This window comes from Streptomyces sp. NRRL F-4489, from assembly GCF_001509485.1.
Lineage (GTDB): Bacteria > Actinomycetota > Actinomycetes > Streptomycetales > Streptomycetaceae > Streptomyces.
The window spans coordinates 32,950-45,447 of the sequence record NZ_LLZI01000002.1 but is presented as its reverse complement, the minus strand read 5'-3'; the positions used below and the strand labels follow the sequence as shown (position 1 = coordinate 45,447).

The following is a 12,498-nucleotide window of genomic DNA, read 5'->3' as shown; positions in this document are numbered from 1 at the left end:
CCCGGGCCCCGCGGCCGCCACCCGCCACGGCCACCACCGCCACCGCCACCGCCACCGCCACCAGGAATTTGAGGAGAACCAGTGCCAGGTCAGGGAACGGGACCGCTGATCACCGTCCTCGGGGCCTCGGGCCTGCTCGGCACGGCCGTCAGCCGGGAGCTGGCGAGCCGGCCGGTCCGCCTGCGGCTCGTCGGCCGCCGCCCGGTGGCCGTACCGCCGCACCCCGCCGCCCGGATCGAGGAGCGCCGGATCGACCTGACCCGGCCCGGCGCGGTCGCCGACGCGGTGGCCGGCGCCGATGTGGTGATCCACCTCGTCGCGCACATCTCCGGCTCGGGCACCTGGCGGGTGGCCGACGGCGACACCCTCGCCGAGCGGGTCAACCTCGGCCTGGTGCACGACGTCATCGAGGCGGTCCGGGCGCAGCGCCGGGCCCGGCCGCCGGCCCTGCTGTTCTCCGGGTCGCTCTCCCAGACCGCCCGGGTGCCGGCCGCGCTGGCCGCCCGCGGCGTCGAGCCGGAGGCGCTGCTGACCGCGTACGACCGGCACAAGCTGGCCGCCGAGCGGGCCATCGCGGACGCCACCGACGAGGGCCTGGTGCGCGGCAGCACGCTGCGCCTGTCCACCCTCTACAGCCTGGGCACCGACCCCGCCGACCTGGACCGGGGCGTGGTCGCGTCGATGACCCGGCGCGCCGTCGCGGGGCAGCCGCTGACCGTCTGGCACGGCGGCACCGCCAAACGCGATCTGCTCGGCATCGACGACGCGGCCCGCGCCTTCACCGCGGCCCTGGACGCCCTCGACACGGTCGCGGGCCGGGCGTGGGAGATCGGCACCGGTGAACAGACCAGTGTGGCCGAGCTGTTCGCGGCGATCGCGCGGGCGGTGGCCCGGCAGACCGGCCGCCCGCCGGTACCGGTCGTGGACACCGCGCCCGCCGAGTACGCCATGCCCACCGACCAGCTCGACTTCGTCCTGCGCTCGGCGGCGTTCCGGGACGTGACCGGCTGGGCGCCGCGCGTCCCGCTCCACGAGGGGCTGGACCGGATCGCCGCGGCCATCGCCCGCCAGCACCGCACCCCCGCCTGACCGACTCCGAGGGACACGATGCGAATACTGTTCACCACCACCCCGGACAAGAGCCTGTTCCAGCAGATGGTGCCGCTGGCGTGGGCGCTGCGCACGGCGGGGCACGAGGTCCGGGTCGCCGCGCCGCCCGCGTTCGCGCCGGTCATCACCCAGGCCGGGCTGACCGCCGTACCGGTCGGCAGCGACCGCCCGATCTGGCGGCTGCCGCGGCTGGACCCGGAGCGGATGGAGGCCGAGCGCAAGGGCCTGCCCGCGCCCTACAGCGCCGCCGAGCAGGCGCCGGAGGAGCTCGACTGGGCGACGCTGCGGGACGGTTACGCGCAGGTCGTCGGGCACTGGCACAAGACCGACAACTTCCCGATGACCGCCGACCTGGTCGAGTTCGCCCGCCACTGGCGGCCCGATCTCGTCCTGTGGGAGCCGCTGGCGTACGCCGGGGCGATCGCCGCCAAGGCCACCGGCGCCGCGCACGCCCGGCTGCTGTGGAGCATCGACGTCCTGGGGCAGACCCGCAGCCACTTCCTGCGGCTGAAGGCCCAGCAGCCGCCCGCCGAGCAGGCCGACCCGCTCGCCGACTGGCTGGGCGCCTACGCCCGCAAGTACGGCGGCGAGTACACCGAGGACCTGGCCACCGGACACTTCTCGCTCGACCAGTTCCCGCCCTCGATGCGGATGGCGGCGGACGGCATCCGCTACGTCCCGATGCGCTACGTGCCCTACGGCGGGCCCGCGGTGGTCCCCGGCTGGCTGCGGGAGGAGCCCAAGCGGCCGCGGGTGGCGCTGACCCTGGGCATCGCCGCGACCAGCCGCTTCGCCGGGCACGTCGCCGACGTCGGGGACATCCTGGCGGCGCTGGACGGCCTGGACATCGAGGTGGTCGCCACCCTCGCCGAGTCCGAGCAGCGCAAGCTCAAGCGCGTCCCGGACAACGCCCGGGTGGTGTCGTACGTCCCGCTGCACGCCCTGCTGCCCACGTGCAGCGCGGTGATCAACCACGCCGGTCCGGGCACCTTCCTGACCACCACCCTCAACCCGATCCCGCAGGTCGCCGTCCCCTGGGACTTCGACGAGCCGGAGCTGGCCCGGCGGGCCGCCGCCCAGGGCGCCGTGCTGACCCTGCGCGCCGACCGGGCCACCGGCGAGGCGGTGCGGGACAGCCTGCTGCGGGTGCTGAACGAGCCCGCGTTCGCCGCGGCGGCAGCAGACCTGCGCGACCAGTTCCGCGCGCTGCCCACGCCCAACGAGCTGGTGCCCCAACTGGAGCGGCTCACCGAGGAGTACCGCTCCCCCGCCCGACGATCCGCGTGAGGAGGCCCCGCGCCATGCGCGTCCTGTTCGCCACCAATCCGCACAAGTCCATCTTCCAGTACATGGCCCCGCTGGCCTGGGCGCTGCGCACCGCGGGGCACGAGGTCCGCTTCGCCAGCCAGCCCGACTTCGCGCCGGTCATCACCCAGGCCGGGCTGACCGCCGTACCGGTGGGCCGCGACCACGCCAAGCTGTGGGCGGCCCGCGCGCCCAAGTCCGGCTTCGAGGCGGGCCGGGCGGGCATCGAGGAGCCCTACGACGCGTTCACCGACCCGGAGAAGGACACCTGGGAGTATCTGGCGCCCGGGCTGGCCCGCGCGGTGGCCGACCGGCACCGCCAGACCGCCTTCCCGATGATCGCCGGGCTGGTGGAGTTCGCCCGGCAGTGGCGGCCCGACCTGGTGGTCTGGGACCCGCTGACGTTCGCCGGGCCGATCGCCGCCCAGGCATGCGGCGCGGCACACGCCCGGCTGCTGTTCGGCATCGATGTGCACGGCGGCGTCCGGCGGCAGTTCCTGCGGCTGCGGGAGCAGCGGCCGGCCGCGGAGCGGAGCGATCCGTTCGCGGACTGGCTGGGCGGCTACGCCCGGAAGTTCGGCGGCGAGTTCACCGAGTCCATGGTCACCGGGCACTTCACCATCGACCAGTTCCCGGCCAGCCTCCAGATCGAGGCGCCCGGACTCACCTATGTCCGCACGCAGTTCATCCCGTACGGCGGGCCGGCCACCGTCCCGAAGTGGCTGTGGCGGCAGCCGGAGAAGCCGCGCGTCGCGCTCACCATGGGGCTGAGCGCCACCGACGTCTACGACGGCTACACCGTGCGCACCCAGGACCTGCTCGACGCGCTGGCCGACCTGGACATCGAACTGGTCGCCACCATCGCCGACGCCGAGAAGGCCAAGCTCGCGCGGATCCCGGACAACGCCCGGCTCGTCCCGTACGTCCCGCTGCACCATCTGGCCCCGACCTGCTCGGCGTTCATCCACCACGCCGGCGCCGCCACCCTGGCCACCGTCGCCCGCCACCCGGTCCCGCATCTGTCCCTGCACTACCACTACGACCAGCCGATCCTGGCCCGGAAGCTCACCGAACACGGCGCCGGACTGGACCTGCACACCAGCCAGGCCACCGGCCAGGCCGTCCGCGACGCGGTCCAACGCCTGCTGAAGGAACCGCACTTCACCGAGCGGGCCGCCGCGCTGCGCGACGAGACCCTCGCCCTGCCCACCCCCAACCAGCTCGTCCCGCAACTGGAAGAGCTCACCGCCCGCCACCGCGCCACGCCCGCCTGAACCCCTGGAAGGCAGCCCCATGCGAGTCCTGTTCACCGCCTATCCGGAGCGCACGCACTTCCTCCTCATGGCCCCGCTGGCGTGGGCGCTGCGCACCGCCGGCCACGAGGTCCGCTTCGCCAGCCAGCCGAAGTTCACCTCGGAGATCACCCAGGCCGGGCTGACCGCCGTCCCCGTGGGCCGGGACCGCGACCTGTGGCAGATCCTCTCCCGGGACCCCACCTGGCTCGGCCAGGCCGACAAGGGCGGCATGCCGCTGCCGTACGACGTGGCCGATATGGCGCCGGAGGAGATCACCTGGGAGCACCTGAGCCAGGGCTACGCGGCGCAGGTCGAGCGCTGGCACAAGACCAGCAATGTGCCGATGGTCGCCGACCTGGTGGAGTTCGCCCGGCACTGGCAGCCCGACCTGGTCATCTGGGAGCCGCTGACCTACGCCGGCGCGATCGCCGCCGAGGCGGTCGGCGCCGCCCATGTCCGGCTGCTGTTCGGCATCGATATGTACGGCGTGGCCCGCGAGCACTTCCTGCGGCTGAGAGACGAGCGGCCGGAGGGCGCACGCACCGACCCGATGGCGGACTGGCTGGGCGGCTACGCCCGCAAGTACGGCTTCCCGTTCGGCGAGCAGCTGATCACCGGGCAGGCCACCGTGGACCTCGTACCGGAGTGCCTGCAGCGCCGGGCCGCCGGGCTGGAGTACCTCCCGCTGCGGTACGTGCCCTACGGCGGCCCGGCCGTCGTCCCGGCGTGGCTGCGCCGCCCGCCGCAGAAGCCGCGGGTGGCGCTCACGCTGGGCCTGAGCACGACCGGGCACGGCGGGGAGTACGCGGTCGGGGTGCAGGACGTGCTGGACGCGCTCGGCGATCTGGACATCGAGCTGGTCGCCACCCTCGCCGAGGCCGAGCAGCGCAAGCTGGTGCGCGTCCCGGACAACGCCACCGTGGCGTCCTTCCTGCCGCTGGACGCGCTCGCCGCCACCTGCGACGCGGTGATCCACCACGCCGGGTTCGGCACCCTGGCCACCACCGCGCTGCGCGCCCTGCCGCAGCTGACCCTGCCCTGGGACAACGACGGCCCGGCGCTGGCCGACGGGATCGCGCGGGCCGGCGCGGGCCTGGTCCTCAACCCCAAGGAGGCCACCGGCGCGGACGTCCGGGACGCGCTGGTCAAGCTGCTGTCCGACCCGGGGATCCGGCAGGGCGCGGCCGGACTGCGGGACGCGATGCTCGCCCAGCCGAGCCCGAACGCCATGGTGGCGACGCTGGAGCGGTTCACGGCCGAGCGCCGGGGCCGGTCGTCGGCCGCCGCCTCGACGGTGAGCGGGGGCTGACCGATGCGCGTGCTGTTCGTCGCCAACCCCGAGAAGGCCCATGTGCTGCCCATGCTGCCGCTGGCGTGGGCGCTGCGCACCGCCGGGCACGAGGTGCGGGTCGCCTGCACCCCGTGGTTCGCGGACGTGATCACCCAGGCCGGGCTGACCGCCGTCCCCGTGGGCCGCGACTACGACCTGTGGGAGCTGCTGCGCCGCCAGATGCACACCCTCCCGGACTGGTCCTACCGCCCGGAGTACGGCCTGCCCGCGCCCTACGACGCCGCCCAGGACCCGGCCAAGGCCGACTGGGACCACCTCGTCAAGGGGTACGAGGAGATCGTCCACCTGTGGCACAAGCCGGCCAGCTTCCCGCTCATCGCGGACCTGGTGCGCTTCGCCCGCCAGTGGGAACCGGACCTGGTGCTGTGGGAGCCGCTGGCGATGGCGGCGCCGATCGCCGCCGAGGCGGTGGGCGCCGCGCACGGCCGGCTGCTGTGGAGCGCGGACGCCTTCGGCACCACCCGCGAGCACTTCCTGCGGCTGCGCGACCGGCGCCCGGAGGGCGCGCGCCCCGATCCGCTCGGCGACTGGCTCGGCGGCTACGCCCGGATGCACGGCGGCGAGTTCACCGAGTCCATGGTCACCGGCCACTTCACCATCGACCAGCTCCCGGCGTCCCTGCGCCTGGAGAGCGGCCTGCCGTCCCTGCCGATGCGGTTCGTCCCGTACGGCGGCCCGGCGGTGCTCCCCAAGTGGCTGTGGGCGCCGCCCGAGCGGCCCCGGGTGGCGCTGACCATGGGCGTCAGCTCCACCGACCACGGCGCCGGCTACGAGATCGACGTGCAGGACGTCCTGGACTCGCTGGCCGATCTGGACGTCGAGGTGGTCGCCACCGTCGCCGAGGACGAGCAGCGCAAACTCGCCCGGGTGCCGTCCAACGCCCGCCTGGTGCCGTACGTGCCGCTGCACGCGCTGGCGCCGACGTGCAGCCTGGCCATCCACCACGCCGGTTTCGGCACCTTTCTGACGATGGCTCAGCACCCGGTGCCGCAGCTGCTGCTGCCGTGGGACTTCGACGGGCCCGTCCTCGGCCGCCGCGCCGCCGCGCAGGGCGGCTCCCTGGCGATCGAGGCGGACCGGGCGACCGTGCCGGCGGTCCGCGAGGCGGTGCTGCGGCTGCTCGGCGAACCCGGCTTCCGGGAGCGCGCGGCGGCGCTGCGGGACGAGCTGCGCGCCCTGCCGAGCCCCAACGCGCTGGTGCCGGAGCTGGAACGGCTCACCGCCGCGCACCGCTCCCCCGCCCGCCGGTCCGCGTGAGGAGACCCCGAACCATGCGTGTCCTGTTCACCACCAGCCCGCACAAGAGCGTCTTCCAGTACCTCGCGCCGCTGGCCTGGGCGCTGCGCACCGCCGGCCACGAGGTCCGGTTCGCCGGGCCGCCCGGCTTCGCGCCGGTCATCACCCAGGCCGGGCTGACCGCCGTGCCCGTGGGCCGCCGCCAGAACCCCTTCCGGATGCTGGACTTCGTCGATCCGGAGCTGATCGCCGCGTCCCGGGTCGGGCTGCCCGCCCCCTGGGACGTCACGGAGGACCCGGCGAAGGCCACCTGGGAGCATCTGCTCGGCGGGTACGAGCTGGCCACGGGGTCGCTGCGGGAGGAGAACTTCCCGGTGATCACCGATCTGGTGGAGTTCGCCCGGCACTGGCGGCCCGACCTCGTCCTGTGGGAGCCGTTCGCCTGCGCGGGCGCGATCGCGGCCACCGCCGTGGGCGCCGCGCACGCCCGGCTGCTCTTCGGCGTGGACGTCTTCGGCGTGGCCCGCGCGCACTTCCTGCGCCTGGCGGAGCAGCGTCCCGCGGAGCGGCGGAGCGATCCGCTGGCCGAATGGCTGGGCGGCTACGCCCGCAAGTACGGCGGCGAGTTCACCGAGTCCATGGCGACCGGGCATTTCACCATCGACCAGTTCCCGCGCAGCCTCCAGGCCGAGGCGCCCGGACTCCACTACCTGCGCACCCAGTTCATCCCCTACGGCGGGCCCGCCACCGTCCCGGAATGGCTGTGGCGGCGGCCGGAGAAGCCGCGGGTGGCGCTCACCATGGGGCTGACCGCCACCGATGTCTACGACAGCTACACCGTCAACACCCAGGAGGTGCTGGACGCGCTGGCCGACCTGGACATCGAGCTGGTCGCCACCATCTCCGACGCCGAGAAGGCCAAGCTGGCGCGGATCCCGGACAACGCCCGCCTGGTGCCGTACGTCCCGCTGCACCACCTCGCCCCCACCTGCTCGGCGTTCATCCACCACGCCGGCGCCGCCACCCTGGCGACGGTGGCCCGGCATCCGGTGCCGCATCTGTCCCTGCACTACCACTGGGACCAGCCGTTCCTGGCCCGGAAGCTCACCGAACACGGCGCCGGACTGGACCTGCACACCAGCCGGGCCACCGGCCAGGCCGTCCGCGACGCGGTCCAGCGCCTGCTGGCCGAACCGCGCTTCACCGAACGCGCCGCCGCGCTGCGTGACGAGACCCTGGCCCTGCCCACCCCCAACCAGCTCGTCCCGCAGCTGGAAGAGCTCACCGCCCGCCACCGCGGCACCCTCCCCGCCTGAATTCCGAGACCTGGAAGGCCCCATGCGAGTCCTGTTCGCCGTCATACCGGAGAAGACGATCTTCCTGAGCATGGTGCCGCTGGCCTGGGCGCTGCGCACCGCAGGCCACGAGGTCCGGTTCGCCTGCCAGCCCTCCTTCGCGCCGGTCGTCACCCAGGCCGGGCTGACCGCCGTCCCCGTCGGCCGCGACAGCGACGTCTTCCGGGTGGCGCGGATGGACCCCGCCGAGCTGGAGGCGGCGCGGGCCGGTCTGCACGCCCCCTGGGACGCGGCCGAGGACCCGGACAAGGCCCGCTGGGAGCCGATGCGGGACGGCTACTACGACGCGGTCGAGAAGGGCCACAAACCGGAGAACTTCCCGATGATCGCCGGGCTGGTGGAGTTCGCCCGGCACTGGCGGCCCGACCTCGTCCTGTGGGACCCGCTCACCTACGCCGCCCCGATCGCGGCCACCGCCGTGGGCGCCGCGCACGCCCGGCTGCTCTTCGGCGCCGATGTCTTCGGCGTGGCCCGCGCCCACTTCCTGCGCCTCGCGCAGCAGCGGCCGGCCGGCGACCGGACCGACCACCTCGCCGCCTGGCTGGGCTCCTACGCCCGGAAGTTCGGCGCGGAGTTCGACGAGGCCATGGTCACCGGGCACTTCACCATCGACCAGTTCCCCGCGAGCCTCCAGATCGAGGCGCCCGGCCTGGACTACCTGCGCATGCAGTTCGTCCCCTACAACGGCCCGGCGACCGTCCCGGGCTGGCTGTGGGCCCGGCCCGAACGGCCGCGGGTGGCACTGACCATGGGGCTCACCGCGACCGACCTCTTCGACGGCTACACCATCAGCGCCCAGGACGTCCTGACCGCCCTGGCCGAGCTGGACATCGAGGTCGTCGCCACCCTCGCCGACTCCGAACGGGCCGCCCTGCGCGCCGTCCCGGACAACGTCCGGCTGCTGCCGTTCGTACCGCTGCACGCGCTGGCCCCGACCTGCGACGCGGTCATCCACCACGCCGGGCCCGGCACCCTGGGCACCGTCGCCCGCTACGGCGTCCCGCAGCTGTCCATCCCGTACAGCTTCGACGAACCGCTGCTGGCCCGGAAGCTGGCCGAGCACGGCGCCGGACTGCACATCCCGCACACCGAGGCGACCGGCGCGGCCATCCGCGACCAGCTGCGGCGGCTGCTCACCGAACCGTCCTTCCGCGCCCGCGCGGCGGACCTGCGCGCCGAGCTGCGGTCGCTGCCCGCGCCCAACGACCTCGTGCCGCGCCTCGAAGACCTCACCGCCCGCCACCGCACCGGCGCCCCGCACCGCCCCTGACGGCGCGCCGCCCGCTGACGCAAGAGACGGAACCGACCACCATGCGCATCCTGTTCACCTGCTACCCCGAGCGCACCCACTTCCTGCTGATGGCGCCCCTGGCCTGGGCGCTGCGGACCGCGGGCCACGACGTGCGGGTCGCCTGCCAGCCGAAGATGACCGAGGCGATCACCCAGGCCGGGCTGACGGCCGTACCGGTCGGCAGCGACCGCGACCTGTGGCAGGTCGCCGGGCGGCTCACCGGCGCCGGCGCCCGGCTGGCGCCGGGCCTGGCCGAGCCGTACGACGCCGCCGAGCGCGCCCCCGGCGACATCACCCTGGAGTGGCTGCGCGAGGCGTACCGGGTCCGGATCGAGGCCGCGCACAAGATGACCAACGCGCCGCTGGCGGGCGCGCTCACCGAGTACGCCCGGCACTGGCGGCCCGATCTGGTCGTCTGGGAGCCGCTGACCTTCGCGGGCGCCATCGCGGCCACGGCGACCGGCGCGGCGCACGCCCGGATGCTGATCGGCGCGGACGTGTACGGCATCGCCCGGCAGCACTTCCGGCGGCTGGCCGACGCGGCTCCGGGCGGGGAGGACCCGTTGGCGGCGTGGCTGGGCGGCTACGCGCACCGCTACGGCGCGGAGTTCTCCGAGGAGATGGTCACCGGGCAGTTCAGCATCGATCTGCTGCCGCCGTCGCTCCAGGTGCACGCGCCCGGACTGGACTACCGCTCGCTGCGCTTCACCCCGTACGGCGGCCCGGCGGTCGTCCCGCGCTGGCTGTGGGAGCCGCCGGCCCGCCCGCGGGTGGCGCTGACGCTGGGTCTGACGGTCAGCGACCACGGCCTGCCGTACCCGGTCGACATCCAGGACATCCTCGACGCCGTCGCGGACCTGGACATCGAGCTGGTGGCGACGGTCAGCGACGCGGCCCGGCAGCGGCTGGCCCGGGTCCCGGCCAACGCCCGGCTGGTGCCGTACGTGCCGATGCAGGCGCTGCTGCCGACCTGCGCGGCGGTCATCCACCACGCCGGGGTGGGCACCCTCACCACCGCGGCGTTCTACGGCGTGCCCCAACTGGCGCTCCCCTGGGACGTGGACCAGCCGCTGCTGTCGGGGCGGCTGGCCGCGCACGGCGCGGGCCTGACCACGCACGCCACCCGGGCCACCGGGGAGTCCGTCCGGGCCGCCCTGCTGCGGCTGCTGGCGGAGCCGGCCTTCCGGACCCGCGCGGCGGACCTGCGGTCCGAGCTGCACGCCGTCCCGTCCGCCAACGAGGTGGCCCGGGAGCTGGTGGAGCGGGCGGCGGCCGCGCGCGGCTGAGCGACCGGGCGGGCGGCGGGGCGGCGGGGCGGCCGGAAAGCGGCTGCCCCGCCGCCCCGCCGGCGTCACCGGCTCAGCGCCCGCCAGTACTGCCGCTTGTCCTTGTCGCGTACGACGACCCCGGCCTCGGTCAGCTCCCCGCGCAGCTCCCGGAGCTGGTCGCCGGACCCGGGCTTCTTCAGCAGCTCCTCCCGGGCCTTGAGCAGCGTGTTGGCCTGCGGCGACAGCTTGCCGCCGCCGGGCACCCAGAGCTGGAACTCCTTCTTGTACGGGTCCTCCTCGGCCCACTTGTAGCCGTGCGCGGCGAAGGCCACGGCCAGCCGGCGGCGGTCCTGGTCGCAGTCCTCGCGGGCCAGTTCCTCGGTGCGGTGGCCGAACAGGACGAGCTGCTTGCCGTCCAGGCACGCCATCGCCACCTCGCGGGCGGGGTACTCCCGCGGCTCGCCCTTGCGGGTCAGCACCACCCGGTCGTCGTCGACGCTGACCGACAGCTCGCTGAACTTGATGACCGCCCCGCCGATCAGCCCGATGAGGCCGCCGGCCGCGATCGCGCCGATGGTCAGGCCGGGCTCCGGGATCGAGGCGACGAGTTTGGCCGGGCCCTGCATCGGCGCCCAGGGGAGCGTCACCAGCCATTTCGCGACCACCTTGATCAGCCAGCCGAGCCCGGCCCCGATCAGTCCGAAGACGAGACAGACGAGGACTTGCCCGAGCAGCGGCTCGGCGACGACCGTGGGCTGGTCGGTCTTCGGGTTCAGCTCTTTCGGCACAGCTAGCTCACTCCCACTCGTTGATCGGAAAACCCCGCGCGGGGGCGCCCCTTGCATCGATAAGTCCGTCCGTACGCGGCGCACGGCCCCGCCGCCCGGCGGTCCGGCTCCGGCGGTCCTACCCCTCCCGCGGCCACGGCAGCACCGCCGCGACCTCCCAGCCGCCGTCCGCGGCCGGGCCGTACTCCAGCTGCCCGCCGGCCAGCGCCACCCGCTCGGCCAGCCCCGCCAGACCGTGCCCCCCGGGGCCGCCCGGCCGGCCGGCGGACCGGGCGCCGGCCGGGCCGTTGGCCACCTCGACCCGGAGCCCCTCCCCCGCCGTGCCGGTCACCGCGACGCGGGCCACCGCCCCGGGGGCGTGCTTGCGGACGTTGGTCAGCGCCTCCTGGACGACCCGGTAGACCGTCCGGCCGATCAGGTCCGGCACCGCCTCCGGGATCTCCTTGACCAGCCGTACCCGCATCCCCGCCGCGCACGACTCGGCGACCAGGCGGTGCAGATCGGCCAGCGTGGGCTGGGGCAGCGCGGCGGCCGGCGCGCGCAGCACGGCCAGCACCTCGCGCAGGTCCTGGAGCGCCTGGTGGGCGCTCTGCCGGATCACCCCGGCCGCCCGCGCGATGTCCTCGCTGGGGGCGTCCGGGCGGTACTCCAGCGCCCCGGCGTGCAGGCTCAGCAGCGACAGCCGGTGGCCGAGCACATCGTGCATCTCCCGGGCGACCTCCTCCCGGGCCCGCAGCTGGGCCTGCTCGACCCGCAACTCGGCCTCGGCGGCGACCCGTTCGAGGAGCTGGCGGCGGTGGCGGACGAACAGCCCCCAGCCGACCGCGCTGCCCTGGGCGAGGGCGCCGAAGAGGAAGAAGAACAGCCAGCCCGGCCGGGCCTCGGCCGGGCGGATGACCGCATCCGAGACCACGGTCACCAGGCTCACCGCGTAGACGGCCGCGGTGGTGCGCGGCGGGCGGTGGACGGCGACCGAGAACAGCGCCACGAGCATGGCGCCGGAGGCCATTTCGAACGGCACGGACAGCACGATCAGCGCGAGCGCGACCTCCAGCGGCCGGCGCCGCCGCAGCCACAGCAGCAGGCAGCCGGCGACCGCGGCTATCTGCTCGACGTAGAGCCAGTTCACCCCGCCGAGGTCGAATCCGGCCCGGCCGCGGCTTTTCGCGCTGAACACGCCGTAGGCCACGGCGAGCAGGAAGAAGACGGTGTCCACGGTCCAGTCCCGGGGACTCCGCCGGACGGGCGCGGGAGCGGTCACGTTGGCGGGCACGGCCGGGACTTTACCGGCCTGATCTCTTCCCGCGGCCTGGACGGACGGTGGACGATACCTTGGTCGGACGGTTGGAGACTTTCGTCTCGAACGGCGCCGCTGGGACAGCATCGTGCACGTCCGGCCCTGTCTCGCCGGCGGGACGGAGAATTCTCTCCGGTTTTCCCGCGGCCCGGATTGTGCTTTCCCTTCCCCGCCACCGACGCGGCCTCGATTTTCGGGCCGG

Annotated in this window: 10 protein-coding genes; 8 read left to right on the top strand and 2 right to left on the bottom strand. The window is 74.6% G+C overall.

What is annotated here, in order from left to right; all coding sequences use genetic code 11:
- The first annotated feature begins 81 nt into the window (after positions 1–81).
- Genes ADL22_RS01400 through ADL22_RS01365 form a run of 8 tightly spaced genes read left to right on the top strand, consistent with a single transcriptional unit; the run spans position 82 to position 10,229 of the window.
- Positions 82–1,089, top strand: coding sequence for an NAD-dependent epimerase/dehydratase family protein (locus ADL22_RS01400; RefSeq protein ID WP_066972902.1), 1,008 nt, complete (start codon positions 82–84; stop codon positions 1,087–1,089).
- An 18-nt stretch (positions 1,090–1,107) separates the two neighbouring features.
- A complete protein-coding gene (locus ADL22_RS01395; RefSeq protein ID WP_066972900.1) occupies positions 1,108–2,397 on the top strand; it encodes an activator-dependent family glycosyltransferase in 1,290 nt (429 codons plus the stop codon).
- Positions 2,398–2,411: 14 nt separating this feature from the next.
- Positions 2,412–3,689: an activator-dependent family glycosyltransferase gene (locus ADL22_RS01390; RefSeq protein ID WP_066972898.1), complete on the top strand. Its 1,278-nt coding sequence runs from the start codon at positions 2,412–2,414 to the stop codon at positions 3,687–3,689.
- Positions 3,690–3,708: 19 nt separating this feature from the next.
- Positions 3,709–5,019, top strand: coding sequence for an activator-dependent family glycosyltransferase (locus ADL22_RS01385; RefSeq protein WP_066972893.1), 1,311 nt, complete (start codon positions 3,709–3,711; stop codon positions 5,017–5,019).
- Between the two features lie 3 nt (positions 5,020–5,022).
- A complete protein-coding gene (locus ADL22_RS01380; RefSeq protein WP_066972891.1) occupies positions 5,023–6,318 on the top strand; it encodes an activator-dependent family glycosyltransferase in 1,296 nt (431 codons plus the stop codon).
- Between the two features lie 14 nt (positions 6,319–6,332).
- Complete coding sequence (locus ADL22_RS01375) at positions 6,333–7,613, top strand: activator-dependent family glycosyltransferase (RefSeq protein WP_066972889.1); 1,281 nt, start codon at positions 6,333–6,335, stop codon at positions 7,611–7,613.
- A 22-nt stretch (positions 7,614–7,635) separates the two neighbouring features.
- On the top strand, positions 7,636–8,922 hold the full coding sequence (locus ADL22_RS01370; protein ID WP_066972887.1) for an activator-dependent family glycosyltransferase: 1,287 nt from the start codon (positions 7,636–7,638) through the stop codon (positions 8,920–8,922).
- A 41-nt stretch (positions 8,923–8,963) separates the two neighbouring features.
- Positions 8,964–10,229, top strand: a complete 1,266-nt coding sequence (locus ADL22_RS01365; RefSeq protein ID WP_066972885.1) for an activator-dependent family glycosyltransferase — start codon at positions 8,964–8,966, stop codon at positions 10,227–10,229.
- Positions 10,230–10,294: 65 nt separating this feature from the next.
- Here ADL22_RS01365 and ADL22_RS01360 read toward each other — a convergent pair whose 3' ends face one another.
- Both ADL22_RS01360 and ADL22_RS01355 read right to left on the bottom strand, forming a co-directional pair.
- Positions 10,295–10,999 (bottom strand): hypothetical protein, encoded by a 705-nt coding sequence (locus ADL22_RS01360; RefSeq protein WP_066972883.1) that lies wholly within the window; start codon positions 10,997–10,999, stop codon positions 10,295–10,297.
- A gap of 118 nt (positions 11,000–11,117) precedes the next feature.
- Positions 11,118–12,272, bottom strand: coding sequence for a sensor histidine kinase (locus ADL22_RS01355; protein ID WP_234430497.1), 1,155 nt, complete (start codon positions 12,270–12,272; stop codon positions 11,118–11,120).
- Between the last annotated feature and the right edge of the window lie 226 nt (positions 12,273–12,498).